At 36.3% G+C, this 26,014-nt stretch carries 21 protein-coding genes; 8 read left to right on the top strand and 13 right to left on the bottom strand.

What is annotated here, in order from left to right; all coding sequences use genetic code 11:
* Nucleotides 1–160 precede the first annotated feature (160 nt).
* The 6 genes from KIK00_RS13710 (at nucleotide 161) to KIK00_RS13735 (ending at nucleotide 4,251) form a co-directional block, all read left to right on the top strand.
* Complete coding sequence (locus KIK00_RS13710; RefSeq protein ID WP_255812939.1) at nucleotides 161–916, top strand: polysaccharide deacetylase family protein; 756 nt, start codon at nucleotides 161–163, stop codon at nucleotides 914–916.
* The gene (locus tag KIK00_RS13715; protein WP_255812940.1) at nucleotides 909–1,535 is read left to right on the top strand and encodes an outer membrane lipoprotein carrier protein LolA; all 627 of its coding nucleotides are present in this window, start codon (nucleotides 909–911) and stop codon (nucleotides 1,533–1,535) included. The genes KIK00_RS13710 and KIK00_RS13715 overlap by 8 nt, the downstream gene beginning before the upstream one ends.
* Nucleotides 1,501–2,136: a hypothetical protein gene (locus tag KIK00_RS13720; RefSeq protein ID WP_255812941.1), complete on the top strand. Its 636-nt coding sequence runs from the start codon at nucleotides 1,501–1,503 to the stop codon at nucleotides 2,134–2,136. The genes KIK00_RS13715 and KIK00_RS13720 overlap by 35 nt, the downstream gene beginning before the upstream one ends.
* Before the next feature lie 84 nt (nucleotides 2,137–2,220).
* Nucleotides 2,221–2,601 carry a 3-hydroxyacyl-ACP dehydratase gene (locus tag KIK00_RS13725; protein ID WP_255812942.1) on the top strand — a complete coding sequence of 127 codons (381 nt, stop codon included), beginning with the start codon at nucleotides 2,221–2,223 and terminating at the stop codon, nucleotides 2,599–2,601.
* Entirely contained in the window at nucleotides 2,598–3,074 is a 477-nt protein-coding gene (locus KIK00_RS13730) for a hypothetical protein (RefSeq protein WP_255812943.1), read from the top strand. Before KIK00_RS13725 ends, KIK00_RS13730 begins: the two co-directional genes overlap by 4 nt.
* Before the next feature lie 4 nt (nucleotides 3,075–3,078).
* Complete coding sequence (locus KIK00_RS13735) at nucleotides 3,079–4,251, top strand: DUF2062 domain-containing protein (protein ID WP_255812944.1); 1,173 nt, start codon at nucleotides 3,079–3,081, stop codon at nucleotides 4,249–4,251.
* 52 nt (nucleotides 4,252–4,303) lie between these two features.
* Here the strand turns inward: KIK00_RS13735 and KIK00_RS13740 are convergent, their stop codons facing one another.
* The 10 genes from KIK00_RS13740 to hutH form a co-directional block, all read right to left on the bottom strand.
* Nucleotides 4,304–6,943, bottom strand: a complete 2,640-nt coding sequence (locus KIK00_RS13740) for a T9SS-dependent M36 family metallopeptidase (protein WP_255812945.1) — start codon at nucleotides 6,941–6,943, stop codon at nucleotides 4,304–4,306.
* A gap of 158 nt (nucleotides 6,944–7,101) precedes the next feature.
* Nucleotides 7,102–8,355 (bottom strand): DUF3887 domain-containing protein, encoded by a 1,254-nt coding sequence (locus KIK00_RS13745; RefSeq protein ID WP_255812946.1) that lies wholly within the window; start codon nucleotides 8,353–8,355, stop codon nucleotides 7,102–7,104.
* A gap of 8 nt (nucleotides 8,356–8,363) precedes the next feature.
* The gene (locus KIK00_RS13750) at nucleotides 8,364–8,729 is read right to left on the bottom strand and encodes a hypothetical protein (RefSeq protein WP_255812947.1); all 366 of its coding nucleotides are present in this window, start codon (nucleotides 8,727–8,729) and stop codon (nucleotides 8,364–8,366) included.
* A complete protein-coding gene (locus KIK00_RS13755) occupies nucleotides 8,726–10,414 on the bottom strand; it encodes a C45 family autoproteolytic acyltransferase/hydolase (protein ID WP_370647711.1) in 1,689 nt (562 codons plus the stop codon). Before KIK00_RS13755 ends, KIK00_RS13750 begins: the two co-directional genes overlap by 4 nt.
* Nucleotide 10,415: 1 nt before the next feature.
* On the bottom strand, nucleotides 10,416–11,942 hold the full coding sequence (locus KIK00_RS13760) for an NAD(P)/FAD-dependent oxidoreductase (protein ID WP_255812948.1): 1,527 nt from the start codon (nucleotides 11,940–11,942) through the stop codon (nucleotides 10,416–10,418).
* Between the two features lie 174 nt (nucleotides 11,943–12,116).
* Nucleotides 12,117–13,001 (bottom strand): lipid A biosynthesis acyltransferase, encoded by an 885-nt coding sequence (locus KIK00_RS13765; RefSeq protein WP_255812949.1) that lies wholly within the window; start codon nucleotides 12,999–13,001, stop codon nucleotides 12,117–12,119.
* A 119-nt stretch (nucleotides 13,002–13,120) separates the two neighbouring features.
* Nucleotides 13,121–13,375 (bottom strand): acyl carrier protein, encoded by a 255-nt coding sequence (locus KIK00_RS13770; RefSeq protein WP_034692469.1) that lies wholly within the window; start codon nucleotides 13,373–13,375, stop codon nucleotides 13,121–13,123.
* 4 nt (nucleotides 13,376–13,379) lie between these two features.
* Nucleotides 13,380–14,600, bottom strand: coding sequence for a beta-ketoacyl synthase (locus KIK00_RS13775; protein WP_255812950.1), 1,221 nt, complete (start codon nucleotides 14,598–14,600; stop codon nucleotides 13,380–13,382).
* 105 nt (nucleotides 14,601–14,705) lie between these two features.
* Nucleotides 14,706–15,437: a 3-oxoacyl-ACP reductase FabG gene (gene fabG, locus KIK00_RS13780; RefSeq protein ID WP_255812951.1), complete on the bottom strand. Its 732-nt coding sequence runs from the start codon at nucleotides 15,435–15,437 to the stop codon at nucleotides 14,706–14,708.
* 81 nt (nucleotides 15,438–15,518) lie between these two features.
* Nucleotides 15,519–17,039 (bottom strand): histidine ammonia-lyase, encoded by a 1,521-nt coding sequence (hutH, locus tag KIK00_RS13785; RefSeq protein ID WP_255812952.1) that lies wholly within the window; start codon nucleotides 17,037–17,039, stop codon nucleotides 15,519–15,521.
* Nucleotides 17,040–17,137: 98 nt separating this feature from the next.
* On the opposite strand from hutH, the gene KIK00_RS13790 reads away from it, so the two are divergent.
* Nucleotides 17,138–18,394, top strand: a complete 1,257-nt coding sequence (locus tag KIK00_RS13790) for an NAD(P)/FAD-dependent oxidoreductase (RefSeq protein ID WP_255812953.1) — start codon at nucleotides 17,138–17,140, stop codon at nucleotides 18,392–18,394.
* A gap of 32 nt (nucleotides 18,395–18,426) precedes the next feature.
* Here the strand turns inward: KIK00_RS13790 and KIK00_RS13795 are convergent, their stop codons facing one another.
* From KIK00_RS13795 to KIK00_RS13805, 3 genes are all read right to left on the bottom strand, one after another.
* Nucleotides 18,427–19,032, bottom strand: a complete 606-nt coding sequence (locus KIK00_RS13795; RefSeq protein ID WP_255812954.1) for a hypothetical protein — start codon at nucleotides 19,030–19,032, stop codon at nucleotides 18,427–18,429.
* A gap of 75 nt (nucleotides 19,033–19,107) precedes the next feature.
* Nucleotides 19,108–20,400 (bottom strand): phenylacetate--CoA ligase family protein, encoded by a 1,293-nt coding sequence (locus KIK00_RS13800; protein ID WP_255812955.1) that lies wholly within the window; start codon nucleotides 20,398–20,400, stop codon nucleotides 19,108–19,110.
* 91 nt (nucleotides 20,401–20,491) lie between these two features.
* Nucleotides 20,492–22,180, bottom strand: coding sequence for a M23 family metallopeptidase (locus KIK00_RS13805; RefSeq protein ID WP_255812956.1), 1,689 nt, complete (start codon nucleotides 22,178–22,180; stop codon nucleotides 20,492–20,494).
* Between the two features lie 431 nt (nucleotides 22,181–22,611).
* Between KIK00_RS13805 and ileS the strand changes: the two genes are divergently transcribed.
* On the top strand, nucleotides 22,612–26,007 hold the full coding sequence (gene ileS, locus KIK00_RS13810; RefSeq protein ID WP_255812957.1) for an isoleucine--tRNA ligase: 3,396 nt from the start codon (nucleotides 22,612–22,614) through the stop codon (nucleotides 26,005–26,007).
* The last annotated feature ends 7 nt before the right edge of the window (nucleotides 26,008–26,014 follow it).

A 26,014-nucleotide genomic window follows, 5' to 3' on the forward strand; every position in this document is an offset into this window, starting at 1 on the left:
ATAAGTCCTATTACCGTCTATTTGTCATTAAGAGCAAAACGAGGTGAAGCGTGGAATCTAAAAGAAGTAAATTAAATTAATTGTATTTATCTGGACTCCTGCGTAGTGACAAAAGTACAACAGAGATTTCCAATTGATCAACAATATAAAACAGCCACCAATGAAACACTATCCATTCATCCTGTTCTATCTTTTCTGTAACGTTTTTATTTATGCGTTCCAAGGAGGCTTTTGGGTGTATCTGTTCTGTTTTTTTGCTTTTTCTGCAGTGGTAGTTTGGGGCTCATTTGATATCGAACTGGGATATTTTGTCAACAGTATTACTCATAAGCGGACCAGAGCCCAAGAAGTTGCCCTTACGTTTGATGACGGCCCTACTGAGTTTACCCCAAAGTTCTTAGACTTACTTAAAGAACATCAGGTAAAAGCAACCTTTTTCTGTATCGGGAAACAGATTGAAAAATATCCTGAAACATTTCAGAGAATCATTGCAGAAGGCCATACTATTGGAAATCACACGTTATCACATTCTAATTCTACAGGATTTTTATCTACTTTAAAAATGATTGAGGAAATTGAAAAATGTGATAAAGTCATTAAGAATATTGGAAATATTGAAACCAATCTCTACAGGCCCCCTTTTGGAGTGACTAACCCCAATATTGCGAAAGCAATCAAAAGAATGCATAAAGCAAGCATAGGATGGAATGTCCGGTCTTTAGATACCATCATTGATGATGAAAAGAAAATTTACAGCAGAGTGACCAAAGGCTTGAAAAAAGGAAGTATTATTCTACTTCACGACACTTCAGAAAAGACCTATCGTGTGCTGGCAGATTTATTAGTATTTTTGGAGGATAAAAAATATTCAACCTTTACTGTTGATACAGTGATAAATTCAAATAGAAATGATTAAAAATATTGTTTTAGGAGCATTCTTACTGGTTTCCGGTTTCTTTTTTGCACAAAACACGGCAATGTCAGGAGCTGAAGCCAAAGCATTTGTATCGAAGGTTTCTTCTGATACGAAAGAGATTAAAACCTTGCAGAGTGATTTTACCCAGACCAAAAAAATGGACTTCCTGGATAAAAGCATTGTTACCTATGGGAAGATGTCATTGCAGACTCCTAATATGCTGAGCTGGAAATACACAAAACCTTATCAATACAGTATTGTTTTTAAAAGCAACAAGATCTTCATTAATGATCAGGGAAAAAAATCGTCTGTAGATGCCAAGAGCAAAACATTTGAAAAAATCAACAAACTGATTGTAGGAAGTTCAAACGGAACAATGTTCAACGATCCTGAGTTCACTGTAACGTATTTTAAGAACGGAAATTACAATGTTGCGAAGTTTACTCCCAAGACATCGCAGCTGCTGAAATATATCAAACAGATTGAACTGTTTTTCCCAAAGAACCAGTCAACAGTTTCTCAGGTGAATATGACCGAGGCTTCCGGAGATACTACGAATATTGTTTTCAAAAATACAAAGATCAATGCTTCAATTCCTGCGTCAGAGTTTACTTTATAGCCTGATTCTGATACTGGCTGTTTCCTGTAAAACATACAAGTTAGCAGAAGCAAAACCTGTTTCCTCTTCTGAAAAGATGGTTGAGAATTTATACTTTTCTTCAGGCGAAGATTATGTATACAAATGCCAGATGGACATTTATAAAAACCATGTGAGCGGAATTCTGATCATCAAAAAACTGAATGCAACAACGCATCGTGTCGCTTTAACATCAGATTTCGGAAATAAACTGATTGATTTTGAAGTTTCTGATGATAATTTCAAGCTGAATTATGTACTTCCTGATCTGGATAAAAAAATAGTGATCAATTTTCTGAAGAACGACTTTCAGCAGCTTCTGAAAAGAGAGTATCCTGTAAGCGAGAGTTTTGAGAATGACAATGCTAAAATTTATCTCTCAAAAATTGAGAATAAAAGCTATTATTTATTCTTCAGCAAGGAAAACGGTTTACTGAAACAGATCATTTACACGAAAAATAATAAGGAAAAAATCGATTTTACTTTTGATGCAAAAAAACCTATCTTCGCGGATAGCTTAAATCTACAGCACAAAGATTTTAAGATCAATATAAAACTATTTCAAATAACCGAAACAGAGTAATTTCCCACAGGAAAAACTGTATAACATACTAGTGTTGTTTTTAAGCCGAAGTATATTGTACATTCAATCTTAAAAAATAAGATCATGCAAACCATTCTTACAGATTTTTATACTTTAACATCGTATGAGAAGGCAGAAGACGGAAAGTTTACTGCTCACATTCATCTTAATAAAGACCACGATATTTTCAAAGGACACTTCCCTGGAAACCCGGTAACTCCCGGTGTTTGTATGATGCAGATTATTAAAGAACTGACCGAGGAATTTACAGGTTCAAAATTATTCTTAAAAACAGCATCCAATGTAAAATTCATGGCAATCATCAATCCTTTTGAGACCCCTGATTTACAACTTCAACTGGACATTAACGAAAGTGAAGATGATGTGAAAGTAAAAAATACAACTTCTTTTGGCGAGACTATTGCATTAAAACTGTCTGTAAGCTATAAAAAATTATCGTCATGAATCTTATCTTATCTTTCTTCACGGCATTTATTTTTTTCTTTCAGTCTGATCTTGAAACGCTGAGAAACAGCTATGCTAAAGCCAACGAGTCTAACACTAATACACAAAACTTCATCGAAACTGCGGAAAAACAATCCGGTTCTGATGCTGTGAGTGTAGGGTATAAAGCTGCAGCAAAGATCATGGAAGCAAAAATTACCAAAAACAACAGAAAAGCACTGGTAAAAACAGGAGCTACAAGTCTTGAAGCAGTTATCAAAAGTAACCCCAACAATGCAGAGCTTCGTCTGATCAGAATGAGTGTTCAGGAAAACATCCCGAAAATTGTTGGATACCGCGGGAGCCTGAAGGATGATAAAGCTTTCCTGCTAAATAATTACAGCAAACAGAATGCAGCATTAAAAGGCTATATCAAAAGGTTTGCAATGCAGTCTAAAACCATTACAGAGGCGGAAAGAGCCACTTTAAAATAAAAAAATGTTCCTTGCTGAAGTACAAAATGCAATTTCTGAAAAGAAAATATGCGTTTTAATACCTACCTACAATAATGAAAAGACCCTGAATAGGGTTATTGACGGTGTTCTGAATTACACCGGAAGTATTATTGTGATCAATGATGGTTCCACGGATTCTACCCCTCAGATACTTGCCCAATATCCTCAGATTACGGTAATCTCCTTACCGGAGAACAAAGGAAAAGGAAATGGATTAAAAACAGGTTTTAGAGCAGCAAAGAAATCAGGGTATGATTATGCCATTACTATTGATTCAGACGGACAGCATTATCCTGATGATATTCCTGTATTTGTAGAAGCTCTTCTTCAGGAAAAAGAAGAAGTTCTTCTGATCGGAAACAGAAATATGTCTCAGGATGGCATTCCTAAGCAAAGTAGTTTTGGAAACCGTTTTTCCAATTTCTGGTTCTGGTTTGAAACCGGCATAAAACTGGAAGATACGCAGTCCGGTTACAGGCTTTATCCTTTGCATAAAATTCCAAAGAAATATTTTACCCCTAAGTTTGAATTTGAAATCGAAATCATTGTAAGAACCGCATGGAGGCATGTTCCGGTAAAGAATGTTCCTATCAAGGTTTTGTATGATCCAGCAGAACGGGTTTCACATTTCAGGCCTTTCAAAGATTTTACGAGAATAAGTATTTTGAATACAATTCTGGTAACAATTACCTTGCTTTATATTATTCCGAGAAATTTTCTGAATAATTTCAAAAAAAAAAGCTTTAAAAAATTCATCCAGGAAGATGTCTTAGAAAGCGACGGAAGCAACCGTACAAAGGCATTTTCTATTGCACTGGGAGTCTTTATAGGACTTTCTCCTTTCTGGGGATTCCAGACACTTCTGGTCATCAGTTTATCAGTACTTTTCAAACTTAATAAAGTACTTGCATTTGTAGCATCCAATGTGAGTCTTCCTCCTTTTATTCCTTTTATTATTGCCGCTTCTCTTTTTCTTGGAGCACCATTTGTAAGTGGTGACAGCGATATTTTAAGTCAGGATTTAAATTTTGAACTGATTAAAAACAATCTGCTTCAATATATCATCGGCAGTTTTATCTTAAGCACTACGCTTTCTGCTATTGCAGGGGTAACTGCTTTTTTCTTTCTGAATAAAGTAAGTCCGGAAAATAATTAAAAAAGCCCGGAACAAAATTCCAGGCTCATTATAATTTAGTTATGACTATTTCTTATTTTGAAACGATAATTTTCTGAGAATAATCAATTGAATTATTGCTTACTTTCACAATGTAAGCACCATTAATCAGTTTTTCTGCACTGATGGTATTTTGCTTGTTAAGATTGATACTTTCTTTAGAGATCAGTTTTCCTGTAAAATCAAAGATAGAAACTGTTGTAATTCCTGATAGATTAATATCTGAAGGAGTTTTTATCGTAAATTCATTTCTTACAGGGTTTGGATAAATCGATATTCCTTTAGAATTATTGACTTCTTTTACAGCTAATGTTAAACATTCTGCAGGAACTGTAAAATCTTCCACCTGATCACTCATGTCTGCTAAAGGTTGATTCGCACCAAATTCCAAGCCGTTAAGAGCACCTGCAGAAGCATTTACCCCTAATCCTCTTTTAGCAAACGTAGTCCAAATCATACATTTATTTTGTCCTCCTGTAGATGCTTGGTCAGCAGCAAGAATAGCATCTCTACCCTGTACAAAAGTAGGGTTACATGGTTGTAGCTTAAGAGCATCCACTACAAGCTGTAAAACTCGAGCGCTTCCGCTGTTAGGATCTGCAAGAACATTACTATTATATCCATATTTATCTACATATTTCCAGTTAAGATCCCAAAGCATAGAAGCCCAGATAAACCCGATACTATGAACATCTGGAACTGTAACAGGAATTCCAGAGATACTTGTGCTTATTTTCATACCGTTCGTACGTCCATAAGTATAATCATTGATCGCAAAATCAGGTGAATATTTTGCAGGTCTAATTCCTCCGCCAGTCGTAGCCTGTCCTGAAACAAAACTTCCTACACCTCTAGCCATAGAAGAAGTATCTCCTAGTCTGGTTGTCATCATCAAAGCAAAGAAATCAGACCATCCTTCACCCATTTGCTCATTAGAAGAAATATAAGATAAGCAAGAGCTTCCCGTTCCGGTAAGACGGTTAGAAATACCATGACCATATTCGTGGCTGATTACTCCATTATCCAAACTTGCATCCTTATAAACAGCATCTGTTTTTATTGTTGCATTTCCTGCAATACCGTTAGTTAAATCATTTACTAAAAACTGCCCTTCAGTCATACCTACCATAATTGTAGGAATAGTGATGGTAGCATCTGTTCCTCCCATCCCTATAGGCGTATTACTTGACGGGTGGTATTGTATAACCCCTACAGCTCCTGCATTCTGTAAGTTCTTTGTTTTTACAGCAAAACCACATCCTGCAGCGTTTACTACTGCAATTTTCCCGATAAGACTCCCGGCTGTAACTGCAGTACACGCGTCAGCTGGAGTAGAAAGAGCAAGATCCCCTGTTACAGGTGGATTTCCCATAATTTGAGGTCCAAAATTCGCAGTAGTAGCTATCGGAGCTCTAGCAGTATATGTAGATGGTGAATTATAATAAAGATATCTTACATTTCCACTAGGTGAGAAAAGGAACATCTGCATTCTTCCGCTTGTTCCATCGACCCCTGGATTAAAGTTAGCATTATTAAGGCCGCTACCATCTCTTGATTCCGACAGAACAGGATCGTTGCCAGCTCCTCCGTTTCCAAAATTGTTTACCTGATAGTTTCTTGCAGATTCTGTAAATCCAAACTTATAAAATACATCGTGCATTTTATTGGAGTTGTAGAATAAATTGGTTACTGCTGCTGAAGTATAGGTAGTGTGGGCAGCTGTTACATCTAAAGGAAAATCAAATACTCTGTTGGCTCCACCATCAGGAGAAAACTGTGGTGTATTGGTAGCATTCTCGTCGGTATATGCAAATGTATTATTCCCTCTTGTTATTGTATAATGGTTCGTACCATCAGAATGCCATCCTTCCGGTGAAGCGGTCAGATCCCATGGGTTTGTAAGAAGTGTTCTTGCACCAAACGTAGGCGCTTCTGTAGGAAATGCAAATACATTATAAGAAGCATTATCTGGTACTAATACAAAATTTGCGGGATTCTGTAGATTTACAGCTGCTATATTTGCTGGCAAAGATGTTGGAGTATTTTGTACAACTGATTCGGAATGATGGTCATAGGCTTCATCATGAAAACTACAAGATAAAGTTGTATTTTCCTGATACAAAACAGTACCATCATCTGTACTTACGATAGTATTCCATACATTACCAGTTCCTTTTTCTTCAACATAGAACTGATAACCCATTATCAATTCTCCTCCTTTTGCAAAATAAACGGAATTAATTGCTATGGGTTGTTCTTTCCCATCAATATCCTTTACAGAAGACAATCCATTCAGTTTTTGAATTGTACTTGCTACTAAAGCGTCTTTTTTGCCACTTTCTTTTCCTTTAATAGCAGAAGGATAGTTCTTAATAAAGGAATCTGAAAAATTTAAAACTTTTCCATCCCTGATTAAAACATTGGCAGAACTTCCAAAAACAGGAATTCCATTAATTGTTTGCTGTATCCCTACAACATCTCCATTTAAGCTCTTTGAAGGGTCTACATTAATAATTTTAAATACTTTCAGTTCCGGATTAACTCTCTGAAACGATCCCTGAGCAGAATTAACATAGTCCTTAATTGTTTGTTCATATTTTTGAGCAGATACTATACCTGCACCGAAAAGTGAACAAAACAACAACAGCTTAACACTTAGTCGAATTTTTTTCATTTAGATTACTTTTTAACAAATATTAATAGATTAAATCTAAGAGTTAGTAGAAAATTAATCCAAAATGTTACACATTTACACAACATTTATTTAAAAATATAAATTTCACCAAACCAACCTATGTATTCTATATTAATTTATTAAAAGAATCTTAAGAATTATTTCAGAATAAACTGTGTCAGATCTTTTAAAAACTGCTCATCTACCTTTCCTTTTGTTTCGTAATCTTTTGGAGATGGTTTTCCGGAACCAGCAATGAATAAGTGACTTAAGGCAGGATACAATTTAAATACAGCTGTCTTATCATTTTTCAGTTCGTTCTTCCAAAGGTTAAAATCTTTCTCAGTCACCTGATAATCTCTTCCACCCTGTGCAAAAAACATGGGAGCTTTTACTTTTTTAACCTCATTAAGCTGATTGTAATCCTTTAAATACTTCCAATATACTGCAGGTTGTCCCAACGGAAGTTCTGTTGCCGGTGAGTTTAGATTAAATTTGGATGAATTTAAATATGCAACCTGTTTTTTTACTTCCTGAACAGCCTCAGCAGGAACTTTAGCAGGATCTATAGAATGAAGATAATCATACTGTTCCACCAATAAATCCTGTAGCGGTCTTGCGTTCCCAGCCATAAAAACATATTTTGAAACCTGAGCTTTTTCTGCAATTTTAGGCATCATATATGCACCCTGGCTGTGTCCCAGTATAATGATCTGATAACCTTTATAATCTGAATTGTTTTTAAAATATTGGGCTGCATTTACTGCATCATTGATGGTTTCTTCCTCTACAGTAGACTTTTCATTGAATGTTTCGGGGTAAGAATATGTTCTTTTATCATATCGGTAAGAAGATATTCCGTTGTTGAGAAGATATTCCGCAATATCTTTAAACGGTTTGTTTTCTCCAATAGTTTCGTCTCTGTCATGAGCTCCGGAACCATGAACGAAAATAACCAATCTCTTTTTATTGTTGGAAGGAGGAATTAATAGTGTTCCATTCAGTTCAATTGCATCGCTTTTTATTTTTAATGTGGTCGTCTCATCCCGCTTTTCAAATGGTTTATGAGGGACTAAAAAGAAGCCGAGCATTTTATTATTCTCTCCAAAGGTAAGCTGAACGTCCAGTTTAGTCTTTTCAAATTCTGAATAATAATAGTAAGTATTTCCCTCGTTGTTCACTTCAAGAATTGTTTTCAAGCTTCCAATCTGTCCCTGAAGCTGTTCTGTAATAGCTTTAAGCTGTTCCACCGGAATCTGCCCTGCTACGGAAGAATCAAAATAAGAATGTGCTTTTTCTATATTTTTATCCACCAGCAAAGTTTTGATGAAAGTATTTCCGAGCTCTTTTCTGTCCTGAGAAAATAATAATAGAGAATATACGGCAAGAAATAGGGTTAAAAGTTTTTTCATATAATCAGTTATTTATAAACCACATCATAAAATGACAATGGTGTCATCATTATGGTTGCAAATATCGCAATAATTACCAAAGCCAGCTGTGTAATATGATAGGTTTTTTCCTTTTCATCTTCGTTGATTTCAAAAGTAAATTTTATCTTATCTGGTCTTCTGATAATCAACCAGATAAAAAACAAAATAACCAGATTCATGATCACCGGCATGATAAGAAACATTTTGCTTCCGTAATTATCTTTCATATTTCCGTAACCGTGAATAGGGATAATGTCAGGTATTGAGCTGTAAACCGTAGATAAGTATACTGAATGGCCGATGATGATAACAAAGGGAATACAGAACAGCAGTTTTATATATTTAGGAATCATTTCAGTTTCTTTAAAGTTTTATTCAGGTATTTTTCTACATTTTTTCTATCCGGAACAGTCGTAATCTCTTTCGTCAAAGCTTTTTCAAATTCAGTTTTTGCCTTTGAATATTCTTTTTTGTTAAAATAATACTTTCCTGATTGATAATAGACCAGCCAAAAATCCGGGTTCATAGATTGATAAGAAGGGATAACACCATCTGTCAACAGAGTATTTTTATCGTCTGCGGCTTCATTTATTTCTTTACCGTACATTTTAGACAATTCATAGTTTTGGAATTCTTCAGAATCTGCGAAGGGATCACGTGGAATATTCAGACTTGATTTTGAAAGATTATCCGGCTGTAATCCTTTATCTGAAAAGATTTCGTTCAGATCATAACAAACAAATTCTCCCAGCTGATAAGGATTGGAAGAAACCCATACCAGTTTTTTCTGAGGCGAAAATATAACGGCATGGTGAGCCAAAAGCTGATTGAGTGCTTTTTCATTACCATAACCGATACTTTCATCCTTTAAGCCGGTTCTGTTTCTTAAAATGGAAGCCATCTTTTCGGGAGTGATCTTTTTTTCTTTCTGCAAAAGCTCCTGAAGTTTTTCATAACGGTATTCCGAATGGCTTTCTTCAATATGCTTCAGATTTCTTTTATCATCTTTATAGGCATCAGACTGGAAATGATTGGTACAAAGAACCCTGCTTGTATTCTGTACGCTGTACACCCCGAAATTTTTAGGTGAAACTTCAATAATTACAGCATTTTTATCTGCAGCACTTCCCACAAGGATAGATTCTGAAACAAAAACTTTCCTTTTTTTAGCAATAGAAATCGCTTCTTCTATATTTTTAGCATACTGCAGAATTTCTCTTGTTACAAGAGAAATAGGTGTTTTTGCTGTCAAAGGAATTTTTGATTTCCCAGCATTGATCGTCACGGTAATTCCTTCTTTATTCATTCCGGAAACTACGCCGATCATTCCCGGCCAGCTTACGGACATGTATGGAATTCCTTCTTCGGGCTGAACAAATTCTACCAGCTTATTTTTTGCAAAATCGTCTCCTACATAAAAATCGAAATTTCTTCCGATCAACAGGTTTCCATCTTCGGTATTTTCATTCCACACGGCAAGTGAAGTACAGCCTACCATAGCCAAATCCTGCATGGCATGGCCGATATCATGAGCTCCGTGCAGGTAAAGATTTCTTAAATATTTGGGAGCAATAAAATTATACTGATCAGATGAATATTGTGACAAGCCATATAATTCTGCCTGATAATCTTCTCTTACATTGAGATACATTTTTCTGTTGTACCATTTTAAAAAGCCTCTTAACAGCCTTTGTTTGAATTTTGAGGGTACAAACCCTTCCACTTTTGAAAAGAAAATGCCTTCCTGCTTCTGCATTAAACTTTGGGTCAATGCTCCGTTATTATATCCCAGCTGCAAAGGATTACCTTTAATATAAAGCTCCCAGAGCTGCTGCTTATTTTTGGTAAGATAATTCTGATTATAGCTGAAAGTGCTGTCGTTAATCTGTTTTACTTTCGGAACTTCCAGAGCATATTGTTTTACATCGGGAATGTGATGGATAGATTTTGATATTCCGCAGGAAATGAGGAAAAAACAAAAAGTAAGGTAAAAAAGAGCTCTTGTATAAGATGGATGAATGGTATTCGTTTTTTTCACTTTAGTTTTTATTAATCATTTGTGTCAGCCGTCTGTCTATCATTTCTTTTCCCAGAATCTCCGCGCAGGTATTAAAAGCGCCGATGGTAACACCTAAAATCCCATGCATATTAACAGATTGTCCCGTTAAAAAAAGATTATCAATTTTCGTACGGGGAGAAACCATTGTTTTAAGGGGATTCTCAGAGCTTTTCATATATCCGTACATATTTCCTTCAAAATTCCCGATATAGTCCCGGTAAGACAAGGGGGAAGAAGTATATATCGTTTTGATGGCATGCCTTACATTCGGAATTTTCTTTTCCAGAGCGTCAAGCATCCTTTCTGTTTTTTCAAGTTTAAATCTTTCATACGCTTCTCCTCTTTCATGCTCATCCGCTACCGTGTTGAAAGTATTTTCCCATTCTTTAACCTCATCAAAATCCATATAAGAAATAGCAGTAAGACTTTCTGCGAATTCAGGATGATGTTTCGAAGGTGTAGAGGAGAGCATATAAGTTTCCGGCCATGACTCTTTCCGGTAACGGAATGCATTCCAGACCTGTTCTTCTGATGAATAATGATATCTGTTGTAATTGAAATTCGGAAGACTATGAGGTCTTAAAACCAGATAAATACTAAAGCATGATGAAACGGGCTTCCAGCTCAGAACCCTGTTCAAAAAGGATTTCTTTAGTCTTTCCTCTCCTATCAGTTTAATAGTGGAACGAATCTCTATATTTGAAATAAACTGTTTTGCCGAATATTCTTTTCCTTCTTTCGTTTTTACGGATGTCAATACATTATTTTCATTAAAAACAAATTCGGAAACTTCTGAATGTTTATGAACTTCCGCTCCATATTCCCGAAGTTTTCTGATCAGAAGTTTAGAGATCTGGCTTCCACCTTTTACACATTTGTAAGCACTTTGGATATAGGAATTTACCGTTAAAGCATGTACGTAGAAAGGTACATCTTCAGAGTCTCCGGCATATAAAAAATTGGAACCCAGCAAAACTGCCTGAAGTCTTTTGTTCTGGGTAACGGATTCAATAAATCTTTTGGTATTAAGATGCAGAATTTCTTCGTTGTAATTATCTTTTCCTACAACATGATATCTTGGAAACTGGCTGCAGACATACTGAATCTCTTCACAGTAGTTTTCAAGGTTTCCTTTTTCTTCAGGAAAATACTTAGAAAGCTGCTCAACGAAATTCTGATAGCCTTGTGCATGTGGATATTCTATTTCATCATCCCCAAAACTGATCCTGTCATATCCGTCTTCATCCATCAGCTGAAGCTCAAGATCCTCCATAATTTCCAGATAGGAAAAGAACTGGTTCAGATTCTGACCTTTGGATAAACCTCCAAGGTAATGAACTCCCGTGTCAAAAATCAGCTTGTCCCTTGAAAAAGTCTGCAGATTTCCTCCGTATTGATTATTTTTCTCAAGCACACACACTTTCAGACCTTCTTTCGCCAAAATAAGAGCTGAAACAAGACCTCCCAATCCGCTGCCGATTACAAGTATGTCGTATGCTTTCTTCAAAAGAGAATGTGCTTTTAATGATTAAGAAACAGGGAATTTAAGATATTTAAAGATTACTTTCGTACAGTAAGCAAAGAAATTCTATTTGGAAATATTATTTAATGATCTCAATTCTTAGTAAATCTTAATGGTTTTTAGTTTTTCGTTAGTTTTTATGGGATAAAAATAGAAAAATTAATCTATATCGTCCCAAAAATCAAAATAATTAAACCATTGAAGTGGATATTTTTTTACCATGGTTTCAAGATTCTGAACATACGACTGCAAAAGCCCCTGTGAATCACGGTTTTTGATATTCTGGGCAACTCTTGCATACAGATGGTAGTGAAGGTTATTTTCCTTCATCACATAGACATATACTACGGGAACTCCCAATCTTGAGGCAATCAAAAACGGACCAGCCGGAAATTTTGCGCTTTTCCCAAGCAGTTCTTCTTCCAGGTACTTAGATCCTTCAAAATAGCGGTCTCCGGTAAAGCAGATCAATTCATTATTGGATAAAGCCTGGTTGATCTCAAAGATATGAGACATATCTTCTTTTACATAAATAAATTTGATATTACTTTCTTTTACGGCAACGCTCTCCAGATATTCTTTAATCACGGTAACTTCCTGATCTGTAGTCACAAGATTGATCTGACAGTCAAAGTCGATATCAGCAAAAAAATGCTCTGCAATTTCAAAATTACCGATATGAGCACTGATCAGTACTCCTCCTTTTTTAGCAGCCAAAAGATTTCTGAGGTTTTCAATACCGTCAAACTCATAGGTATATTTTTCTCTGAGTCCGGCAGAAATAGCTGTTTTATCAATCAGAACTTTTCCGAAGGTAAAATAACTTTTAAATATAGATTTTTTGGATTTCCAGTATCCGTAGTTCAGTCTTTTCTGAAAGTAATAAAGAATGTATTGATTGCTTTTTTTCTGAAACAGTGAGTAATAAGCTGCCACAAAGTACAGCACACCATATGAACTTCTGATCCCGATATTTCTAATACACCAGACGAATATTCTGTATCCGAGTACTGTTCCTTTAGATTTACCTTTCCACTTGTTCATATATAGAATTTAATATAACAGAGAACCAATGTAATAATACCTTTTAGAAGTGTACGTTACCGAAACACGATGATATTATTACATTGGCACATTTTATAGAATAAAGATTTACTCAATAACTAAGCGTTTTTTTCAGCAATCTTATGTTCAATCGTTGTATAGAAATCATCAAATGTTACCATTTTCTTGAAATCTGCTTCTCCTAATTTCACCCCGAAATTGGATTCGATCACGACTACCATGTCGATATAATCTAAGCTGTCTAAGCCCAGTGTATTTTTAAGGTTGGCATCATTACTGATTTCGTCTCCGTCTACCTCGAATTCATTTACCAGAAAATCATTAACGATAGCAACAATTTTTTCCCTTTCCATGTTTTTAATCAAATTTTTTAACTATTAGTGCAGAATTGGTTCCCCCAAACCCAAAAGAATTCGACAAAAATACATCAATTTTTTGATTTTTTGTTTTTGCGACCAAATTTATCTTTTGTGCTTCATTATCAGGGTTTTCCAGATTAATATTTGGAGCTACAAAATCATTCTGCATCATCAGAATTGAATAGATAACTTCACTTGCACCTGCCATCCAGCATTCATGTCCGGTCATGGATTTGGTAGAGCTTACCGGAACTTCACCTCCGAAGATTTCATAGATTGCTTTTGCCTCATTGGCATCACCAATTGGAGTAGAAGTTGCATGAGCATTGATATAATCTATGTCTGAAGCTTTTAATCCTGACTGTTTTAGTGCTCTGTCCATTGCCAAAGCCGGCCCATCTACATTGGGTGTTGAAATATGTCCTCCGTTTGAAGAAAAACCATATCCAATAATTTCTGCAATGATTGGAGCTCCTCTTCTTTGAGCGGACTCTAAGCTTTCAACAATCAGACTGGCTGCACCACCACTTGGAATCAATCCGTCTCTTTCTGCATCAAAAGGCCTGGATGCTTTTGTGGGTTCATCTTCTCTGGCTGAGAAAACTCCCAATCCGTCAAAGCTTGCCATGGAATATTTATTGGTTTCCTGAGCACCACCACAGATAATCATGTCCTGAAAACCATTTTTGATCATCATATAAGCCAGGCCCAAAGAATGGGATCCGCTTGCGCATGCTGCACTGATGGTAAGATTGATCCCTTTCAGTTTAAAAATAGTTGAAAGGTTCATTGTTACTGTTGAGTTCATTGACTTGAAGATCGCTCCCGACCCCATCAGTGTGGTATCTTTCTTTTCCCTAGCAATATCAATAGATTCTACTACTGCCTGGGAAACACTGTCATTTCCATATAAAATTCCCACTTCATGAGAATCTAAGAATTCTTCATCCAGATTTGCCTGTTTTAAAGCATCAATGGTAGCCAGATAAGCATATTCGCTTTCTTCTCCCATACTGATACGCTGGCGTCTGTTTAAGAGGTTTTTCAGATCGGGTTTCGGAACAACTCCTGTAAGGCCAGACCTGAAACCAAATTCTTTTCTGTCCGGATCTAAAACAATACCGGATTTTCCTTGATATAGGGATTCCCTGACCTCTTCTAAAGACGTCCCGATGCAGGAATAAATTCCCATTCCGGTAATTACAACCCTATTTTCCATTTGCTTATATTTGATTTAACAATGTAGCAGTCTAGTAATGTAACAATATTTTATTGAGATTCATCCAACATTGGTACACTGGTACATCGATATATTGTTAGATTATTATGAGTAAATTCCTCCGTTAATATTAATCACTTCTCCTGTAATGTAGGAAGATTTTTTAGATGCTAAAAATGCTACCAGATCCGCTACTTCTTCTGCTTCTCCGAATCTGTTGGCAGGAATCATTGCTTTCAGCTCTTCTTCATTAAAGTCCTGAGTCATATCTGTTTTGATGAAACCTGGAGCTACGGCATTTACGGTAACATTTCTTTTGGCAACTTCCTGAGCAAGGGCTTTTGTAGCACCTACCACAGCGCCTTTTGCAGCAGAATAATTCGTCTGTCCGGCGGTTCCTTTTACTCCGGATACGGAAACCATATTGATGATTCTTCCGTATTTGTTACGAAGCAGCTTTTGGATGAAGAAATTGGTTACATTGAAAAATCCATCCAGACTTGTATTGATCACACTGTTCCAGTCTTCTTTCTGCATCCACATAAAAAGACCATCTCTTGTGATTCCGGCATTATTGACGATAACTTCTACCACTGCGTCAGGATTTTTCTCCTGCCAGTCCGTCAAAACAGTTTTTGTCTCTTCGGTATTTCCTACATCAAATTTAAGGATTTCTCCCGTAGCACCCAATTCTTCCACTTTAGCCAGCGTTTCGTTTGCTGCGGTTTCGTTTGAAGCGTAGTTGATAAGGATGTGATAGTTTTTCTCTTCAGCCAGTTTTATACAGATTGCCCTCCCGATTCCTCTGGAGCCTCCTGTTACAATTGCACATTTCATGCGTTAGTGTTTATATCGTTTTTAGTTTTTTTAAGTTGAGAGGATGTCTTTATTGAATAGACAATTCATGACAGCCAATAGTTACATTCCCTTCAGATATTTCTTCACTTCCTCCAGATACGGATACATCACCATATCATCTGAGAAAGCAGGAATTATTTTTCTGATTTCATCATACAGTTCTTTTGTAGAGGATGAAACTTTATCCTGGAAACCAAGATATTCAACAGCCTGAATAATCGTAATAGCTTCGATCGCTAATACTTCAAAAGCATTTTCAATCACTTTTCTGCAGATCACCGCAGCATTTGTTCCCATGCTAACGATATCCTGATTGTCATTGTTGTTTGGAATACTATGAACATACATAGAGTTCGATAACATCTGACTTTCGGCTGTGGTAGAAGTTGCTGTAAACTGTACTCCCTGCATTCCGAAATTGAAACCTAATTTACCTAGATTCACAAAAGGAGGCAAAATTTCATTGATTTTAGCATTGAGAAGATAGTTTAACTGTCTTTCTGCAAGCATTGTCAGTTTGGTTACCACAATCTTAAGTTTGTCCATTTCCAGAGAGATGTAATCTCCGTGGAAGTTTCCTCCGTGATAAACATGTTGGTCTTCAACGTTGATAATCGGGTTATCATTGGCAGAATTAATCTCATTTTCAAGAACTTTCTCTGTATATTCCAACGTATCCAATACCGGGCCTAAGATCTGAGGAACACATCGTAAAGAATAATATTCCTGAACTTTTTCTTTGAATACTTTCTCCTGTTCTTCAAAGTGGGTATAAAGGTGATCTTCTCTTTTTCTGATCAGTTTACTGTCTGCCAGATGAGCTCTCATTCTTTCTGCAACTTTCTGCTGACCATAATGCTTTTTCGTTCCGTTCAATGCTTCTGACAGGTGATCATCATAAGCCTGTACAATTTCATTGATCGCACAAGAAAGTCTCAGAGAAATATCTGTAAGCTGATTCGCTTTATAGGCATTCACAATACCGATTCCTGACATTACGGACGTTCCGTTCATCAAAGCAAGACCTTCACGGATCTCTACTTTTATCGGTTCCAATCCTTCAGTTTCAAAAACCTCTTTGGTAGATTTTCTTTCTCCTTTATAAAAGACCTCTCCTTCTCCTATCAGTACCAAAGCCAGATGAGCCAGCTGAACAAGGTCACCGCTTGCTCCTACACCTCCATGTTCAAAAATTAATGGGGTAATATCTCTGTTGATCAGTTCCTGAAGAAGATAAATAACAGACTGATGTACTCCTGAATTTCCTAATGACAAAGTATTCAGTCTTGCCAGCATACATGCTTTCACCTCATCTGCAGGCAAAGGGTTTCCGATTCCTGAGGAGTGGCTTCTGATAAGATTATACTGAAGCTGATGCGTATCTTCATCACTGATTTTAAACTGAGCCATAGGCCCAAAACCGGTGTTTACACCATATATTACTTTATTTTTTGAAAACTCCTTTAAAAACTGAAAACTCTTATCCACTCTTGATAAAAGTGATTCATCCAGTTCTATTTTTTCATTCTCAATGATAATTTTTTGAAAGTCTTTCAGTTCTAAAAAGTTATTTATTTTCATCAATTAAAAGTAATAGTTGATAATTTTGTAAAATATTAATTATTTGTCACTAATTTTGCGGCAAAGATAAAAGTTATTATTAAAATAAAAAATCAAAGATGAGCAAAGAATTTGTTGACGTTCTTGTAATCGGAGCCGGACCTTCCGGATGCGTGTCTTCTTCGTACCTGAAGAACAATAATGTCAGCGTAAAAGTAGTCGAAAAGACAAAATTCCCCAGACTGGTAGTGGGTGAAAGCTTAATTCCGAGGGTAATGGACCACTTTGATGAGGCCGGACTTTTCCCTGCATTAGACAAAATGGGCTTTGAAAAAAAGTTGGGAGCCCGTTTCCTTCGTGGTGAAGAAGTCTGCATTTTTGATTTCAGCAACAAATTCGGGGAAGGCTGGGATTGGACCTGGCAGGTTCCGAGAGCTGATTTTGATAATACTCTTGCTCAGGAAGTCATTAATAAAGGAATTGATCTTGAATTTGAAACTGAAGTTATTGACATAAAATTTGACGGAACAGATTCTGTAACTACGGTAAGAACTAAGGATGGAGAAACGAAAGAAATTCATGCTAAATTTGTTATTGATTCCAGTGGTTACGGAAGAGTACTGCCTCGTCTGCTTGATTTAGAAAAACCTTCAAAACTGTCTCCTCATTCTGCCATTTTCTCTCATGTGGATGATATTAACAGAGAACCGGGAGAGGAAGGTACTTTAATTTCTTTTGATATCATTGAAACAGAAGTATGGCTTTGGGTAATTCCTTTTTCCAACGGAAACACCAGTATTGGAATTGTAGGACCTACTGAATATATCGACAAATTATCTGAGAACGGAAATACGACTGAGGCTTTAAGAAAGGCTATTTCTCTTTCTGATTATTATGTAAAACGTTTTGGGAATGTAGATTTCCTTTTTGAGCCAAGACATCTGAAAGATTATTCTTGTTCGGTTAAAAGTTTATTCGGTGACGGGTTTGCTTTAACAGGAAATGCTTCAGAATTCCTTGATCCAGTATTTTCTTCAGGAATGGCTTTTGCCACAGAATCCGGAATGTTGGCTGCAAAACTGGCATTAAGACAATTAAACGGAGAAAAAATTGACTGGCAGACGGAATACTCCGATTATATTTTATACGGTGTGGATGTTTTCACCACGTATGTAAAAGAATGGTATACCGGAAATCTTCAGGAGCTCTTCTTCCACCAGCCAGAAAATCTTGATGTAAAGAAAAAAATCTGTGCTGTTTTAGCAGGTTATGTCTGGAACAAAGACAATCCTTTTGTAAAAAAACATGATACGGCTATTAAAAACCTTGCCAACCTGATCAAGTTAGAAAAACAGGAACAGCAAAACCAAGCATAAAAAAACGGTCTGAATTTTCAGACCGTTTTTTATTATTTTATAACTGCTTTAATTTCTTTTCCCAATTTCTTCCCTGTAACCTCATAGGCTGCGGCTATTCTTCCGTATTCCCATGCAAATTCTTTATTCATCTGCTTACCACCTATTTTATCTGCCTGTAATCTCATCACTACTTTCGAAGGATTATCAGTTTCTACAAATTTCATATCTGCTGTTAATTTTGCTTCCTGAGAACCTATCATTCCGCCATACCAGCCCGCATAAATCCATTTTGCATCAATAATCAGAGTATATTTTGTTTGTGCATCCTTTTTGAAAACTACTTTTTTGGATTTACCATTAATACCTTTGAGAAAATAGTCCAAATATTCAGAATTTTTAAACTGTTCCCACTGATAAATCCAGTTTTTCCACACAGCTTCGCTTTTTTTAGCTGTAATATCAGTTTTTCTGTTTTCCAGATATTGAGCTTCCGTCAGGTTCTTCTCCTGATAGACTGCATTATCAAATACCAACTGAACATTTACTTCGTTTTGATCTTTTAAAAAATCAAAATTCCCCTGTTCAAAATTGATTTGGTTCTGAGCGAAAGCAACTGTTGTGATTGTTACAAAAATCAACAATAATAGTTTTTTCATAGTGTATTAGTTCTAATTTTTAAGCCACCAAAGATATATAAAAATGCAGTTCCCGGTCTTTCTTTATATTTAATTTTATCTTAAATCTATAAAAGTAATTGGTTTTCTGCTGTTTGGATTAAAAACAGTTTTAGACAGGATATCAAAATCAATGATTTCAATCTTCGGACTTACTCTCAATTTTGCCCGGAAATGATCTCTCACTTCATTGACAAAGCTATCATGTTCTTCTTCTGTGCTTAGTTTAATGATTATTTCATCAAGCCCTATTTCGTTGGCCTGAATAACGATCTGATAGCATAAGATATTGTTGAAGTCATTTAAAATATCATTCATAGCAGGCGGATACAAAGTTGTTCCTTTGTATTTGATCATCTGCTGTTTCCTGCCTACTACAGGTCCTAATCTCATTGTATTTCTTCCACACTGGCATGGTTCATAATGAGCTTTTACAATATCTCCGGTTTTAAATCTTAAGAGCGGAATGGCTTCTACTCCTAAAGTAGTGATGGTAAGTTCACCATTTTCTCCTTCGTTTACCGGATTTCCGTTATCATCAAGAATTTCTGTAATGATCAGTTCCGGATGATGATGTCCTCCGATCTGGAATTCGCACTCTGTAAAAGCGGTACTCATTTCAGTAGAAGCATAGGTTGAAAAGAGTTTTATATTCCATTTCTCCTTGATTTTCTGTGAAAGGATATTATCTGTAAAATCCTGATTTTTGATACTTTCTCCGATGCATACTGCACCGTAAACACTCGATTTTTTATAATCTAATCCGTGTTTTTCGGCATAATCAATCATTTTCAGCAGAAAAGAAGGTACTGTGATCAGATATTTAGGTTTATATCTGAAAATAGAATCCCACTGCAGTTCAGGAATTCCGGGTCCCATTCTCACCACACTTGCACCCATTTTTCTTAAGCCCAGGAAGTAAGCAAGCCCCGCCATAAACCGTTTGTCTATGGTGGTAATCATCTGAACAACATCTCCCTTTTGAATTCCTGCACAGGCAAACGATATCGCTTCATTGTACGCAAGCCTCTCAAGATCACTGTCGGACAATCCGAAAGTAACCGGATCTCCCAAAGTTCCGGAAGTGGTGCTGTAATCAACAATTTTATCAGGTGTTATACAGAAAAAATCATGGTTATACTGCTGAAGATCATTTTTTGTGGTGGTGGGAATCTTCTGAAGATCTTCCAACGTACGAATGTCAGCAATAGTGATATTGTTTTCTTTGAACAGTTTCTGATAAAAAGATGAATGAGTCTCAAGATAGATCAAAAGCTCATGAAGTTTTTCTTCCTGAAATATTTTGATTTCCTGAATCTCTGCTTTCTCGATTGACGGATGAAATTCCAATGATTTTAATTTTTAAAAGGCAAATTTATTTAAAATTACAAGATTGTAGAAGGTATTCATGTAAAATGTATTCATGATGTCAGCTACAGATTTATCTCTGAAACGTAAAAGTTTGCATATTGGTATTTCCAGCAGTATTGACTGTAGTTACTTTCAACGTATGCGAGCCAGATCCCTTTGGACATTTTTCATCAAAAGTGTATACAAAATTATCTTTTACACGGGCAAAGCGGAGCCACTTTCCATCCAGTTCAGCCCGAAATGAAATAATATCTCCCACTTTCGTTGTTCCTTTTAACAGTAATGAATTGCCATTAACCATTGCTCCTTCAGCCCAGCCTGGTGAAACAGACGGCAGATTATTATCAATCAATAATTTTGCTGTCCCTAATCTGTTGAATTGTCCTTCTGCCCGATCACCATTCCATTTTACTTTTACGACATTTTTGTCACTGCCATAATCAAGGAGAATAACAGCTTTATCTTTTTCTGCAGTGGTTAACTTTCTATTCGGTTTTATTTTCAAAGTATATTCATCCTGAACAGGAATATACGGGCTATGCAAGACAATTGTATTTGAAACAGCATTTGGATCATTATCAGGTCTTTCATAGGCATTAAAATTTACCGCATCATAAACTGCATTTTTGCTAAAACCGATCTCTGTATTTTCTGTGATAATGGTTTTCCCTTCGTTAGGCATTACAGTTTTTCCTGTAGAAGATATTTTTTCTGAAGTTTTATTTAACTGCAGTTTTGTTGTTAACCGGCTCGTGTTTCCTTTAACATCTTTCAGAACAATTTCAATAGTATGAACATTTTCATCCTGAAGGTTGATAATCCCTGTTAAATTTGAAAGACTATAATTCTGAAGCTTCATTCCCGGTAAATCAGATAAATGCTGAATTCCCATTTTATCCCTGATGAATTTAGTATAGTCTATACAGCCATTGATATAACGGGTATCATCATAGTGCACCTTATCAATTTTAAAACTGTAAATCAGCCTGCCATCCATCAATAGTTCTGCATTATAAATGCCCAGATTAAATCCTTGATTAGCCTTATCTACTGCTTTAATGGCAAAACTTATTTCTGGAGAATTAACCTGAACGAGATTAGAAGTATAAACATTTCCCGCTTTTTTTACTGCGATTCCATTCGCCCCTGGTTCATAAGTGCTGAAACGACGGTCATACCAATACAATCCACTGATAATTGGTGCGATATTATCAGGAATGCTAAAGCCAAAAAGCAACGGATTAAGACATTCTTCTGTTTTGGTATCTCTTATTTCAAAATGCAGATGCGGCCCCGCAGAGCCTCCGGTATTTCCACTCAAAGCAATTTGCTGCCCTTTCTCCATCGGAAACTGTCCTGGCTGAAAAGTAATGTCCTGTTCCCACTTTTCGTCTTTATATTGTTTTTCCTTTACATATTCATCCAGTTTACTGAAGTATTTATTCAAATGGGCATATACTGTGGTATAACCGTTGGGATGGGTGATGTATACTGCATTTCCAAATCCGTACCGCTCCACTTTTATTCTGCTCACATAGCCTTCTGCTGCTGCAAGAACCGGTAAATTCTCCTGACTATTGGTTCTCAAATCCAATCCCATGTGAAAATGATTGGTACGGACAGCGCCAAAATTGGCAGCCAGCTGCATAGGAATGTTTAAGGGGTTCCGGAAATAATTCTGAGGGTACTTATTTTGAGCGTTTACAATGCCCATGTTGATAAAACAAACAAAAAGCATCAGGTGATAAAAGATTTTCATACAGCATTTGGGTTTATACGTCTATTTAAATGTACAAAATTCCGGCCAATAAACGGTTGTTGCTATAACCTATTTTTAGAATCAATTTATTTTCTTAACCACAGATTTCACAGATTTTCGCAGATGATTATGTTGTAGATCTATGGAAAATTATTTTTAAGTTTTAGGTAAAGCCTGAGGATCGTTTTCTATATTAATTAAGCGGGCTAAAGCCCACTTCTATTGAATAAACTGCGTTAAATTTTATATAAAAAACAGTCGGAAAAACTCACTCATTCACCACTCATCATTCACTTTTTGCCACTTTCTTCATTTATATTTCTGAAATTGAACTTTTTAATAGAAATTACCTAAATAAAACATATATTATAAACCGACAAATTTTAGTAAATTTGCAGACTTAATTAATCAACGATATTGAGATATTTACAATGAGCCAATTTAAAGAATACAAAAACCTCAACCTTATTGACGTAGCAGAGAATGTAGCGGAATTTTGGAAACAAAATAAAACTTTCAATAAGAGTGTTGAGATTCGTCAGGGAAATCCTGAGTTTGTTTTTTATGAAGGTCCGCCTTCAGCAAACGGTATGCCTGGAATTCACCACGTAATGGCAAGAGCATTGAAAGATATTTTCTGCCGTTACCAGACTCAAAACGGAAAGCAGGTTTTTCGTAAAGCTGGCTGGGATACGCATGGTCTTCCTGTGGAACTGGGTGTAGAAAAAGAATTAGGAATCACGAAAGAAGATATTGGCAAAAAAATCTCTATTGAAGACTATAACAAAGCTTGCCGTGAGGCAGTAATGCGTTATACCGATGTATGGAATAACCTTACAGAGAAAATCGGATATTGGGTAGACCTTGATGATCCGTACATCACGTACAAGTCAAAATATATGGAAACCGTTTGGTGGTTATTGAAACAGTTGTATAGCAAAGACTTGTTGTACAAAGGTTATACAATCCAGCCTTACTCTCCAAAAGCAGGAACAGGACTTTCTTCTCATGAACTTAACCAGCCTGGAACGTATCGTGATGTTTCGGATACAACGGTTGTGGCTCAGTTTAAAGTAAAGAAAGACTCTTCGGCATTGTTCAATGATGTTGAAGGAGATGTACATATCCTTGCATGGACGACGACTCCATGGACGCTTCCATCCAATACCGCTCTTACTGTAGGTAGAGATATTGAATATGTTGTAGTGAAAACCTTCAATCAATATACATTTGAACCTGTAACGGTTGTGTTATCAAGCGTTCTTTTACCTAAAGTTTTCGGTAAAAAATATGCAGAAGGTACAGATGAGGATTTTGCCAACTATACGCCGGAAACGAAAGTAATTCCATTCAGAATATTAAAAGAATTTACGGGAGAAAAACTTGTTGATACTAGATACGAACAATTAGTTCCTTGGTTTACACCTAATGATAATCCTGAGAATGCATTCAGAGTAATCTTAGGAGATTTCGTAACGACTGAGGACGGTACAGGTATCGTTCATACAGCTCCTACTTTTGGTGCTGATGATGCAAGAGTGGCTAAAATGGCTCAGCCTGAGGTTCCACCGATGTTGGTAAAAGATGAAAATGACAATCTTGTACCATTGGTAGATTTACAAGGGAAATTCATCAAAGGAGAAAATGTTCCTGAGGTATTCTCCGGAACCTATATCAAAAACGAATATTACGATGAAGGAACTGCTCCTGAGAAATCATGGGATGTAGAACTTGCGATCCTGTTGAAAACAGAAAACAAGGCTTTCAAAGTAGAGAAATATGTTCACTCTTATCCACACTGCTGGAGAACAGATAAACCGGTATTGTATTACCCGTTGGATTCATGGTTTGTGAAAATGACTGCTGTAAAAGACAGACTGGTTAATTTAAACAAAGAGATCAACTGGAAGCCAAAAGCTACCGGAGAAGGACGTTTTGCCAACTGGTTGGAGAATGTAAACGACTGGAATCTTTCCCGTTCAAGATATTGGGGTATTCCGTTGCCAATCTGGAGAACAGATGACCTGAAAGAAGAAAAGATCATAGGTTCTGTAGAAGAACTTTACAATGAAATAGAGAAATCAATTACAGCTGGATTGATGACTGAAAACCCATTCAAAGGTTTCATCATCGGAAGTATGGCTGAGTCTAACTATGAACTTGTGGATCTTCACAAAAATGTAGTAGACAAAGTAGTATTGGTTTCTGATTCAGGAAAAGCAATGAAACGTGAAAGTGACTTGATCGACGTTTGGTTCGATTCAGGTTCTATGCCTTATGCACAGTTGCATTATCCTTTTGAAAACAAAGAATTAATAGATAATAACAAAGCATTCCCTGCTGATTTCATCGCAGAAGGTGTTGACCAGACGCGTGGATGGTTCTATACGCTTCACGCTATCGGTACGGCTGTTTTTGACTCTGTTGCTTATAAAAACGTAATGAGTAACGGTCTTGTTCTGGACAAGAACGGACAAAAGATGTCAAAACGTTTAGGAAATGCAGTAGATCCTTTCGAAACACTTTCTGTATATGGACCGGATGCTACCCGTTGGTATATGATCTCCAATGCAAACCCATGGGAAAACCTAAAGTTTGACATTGAAGGAATTGACGAAGTAAGAAGAAAGTTCTTTGGAACACTTTATAACACCTATTCATTCTTTGCTTTATATGCGAATGTTGATGGCTTCAGCTATTCAGAAAAAGAAGTGGAAAACCGTCCTGAAATTGACAGATGGGTCCTTTCTGAACTGAATCTTCTGATCAAAGAAGTAAAGGCTTTCTATGAAGACTATGAACCAACAAGAGTAGCAAGAGCAATCAGTACTTTTGTGAATGATAACCTGAGTAACTGGTATGTAAGATTATGCAGAAGACGTTTCTGGAAAGGAGAATATTCTGACGACAAAATCTCTGCTTACCAAACATTATATACATGCCTTGAAGTAGTTGCTAAACTATCTGCTCCGATTGCTCCGTTCTTTATGGATCAGTTATATCAGGATTTGAATAAAGTAACAGGTAAAGAGAACTGTGAATCTGTACACTTAACAGACTTCCCGGTAGCTGATGAAAGCTTAATTGATCAGGATCTGGTTGAAAAGACGCATTTGGCTCAGAACATTACAAGCATGGTCTTCTCACTGAGAAAGAAAGAAAATGTAAAAGTTCGCCAGCCGTTACAAAAGGTATTGGTTCCTGTATTGGATTCTAAAACAGAAGAGCAAATTCTTGCTGTTGCAGATCTGATCAAGCAGGAAGTAAACGTGAAAGAATTACAGTTAATCAATGCTGAAGAAGCATCTCACTTAATTGTAAAACAGATAAAGCCTAACTTCAAAGCTCTTGGTCCTAAGTTAGGAAAAGACATGAAGGTGGTAGGTGCCGAGATTGCAAATCTTACCACAGAACAGATTGCCGGTCTTGAAAAAGAAGGAAAAATAGATGTTCAGGGATATGAGATCACACTTGATGATGTGGAAATCTCTACAAAAGATATCCCGGGATGGACAGTTACTTCCGATGGTAAAACAACTGTGGCATTAGATTTGACGTTAACCGATGAGCTAAAATCTGAAGGTATCGCAAGAGAATTCATCAACAGAATTCAAAACCTGCGAAAAGATAAAGACTTTGAACTGACAGACAAGATTAATATCTCCATTGAAGAAAACTCACCTTTCCTTGATGATATTAAGAAAAATGAAGAATATATTTCTTCTGAAGTCTTGTCAAATAAAATAGAAATTGTATCTTCACTTTCAAATTTTAACGAAATCGAAATAGATGAGGTTAATTTTAAGATAAATGTTGAAAAAAATTAACATGTAG

This window comes from Chryseobacterium sp. MA9, assembly GCF_024399315.1.
Lineage (GTDB): Bacteria > Bacteroidota > Bacteroidia > Flavobacteriales > Weeksellaceae > Chryseobacterium.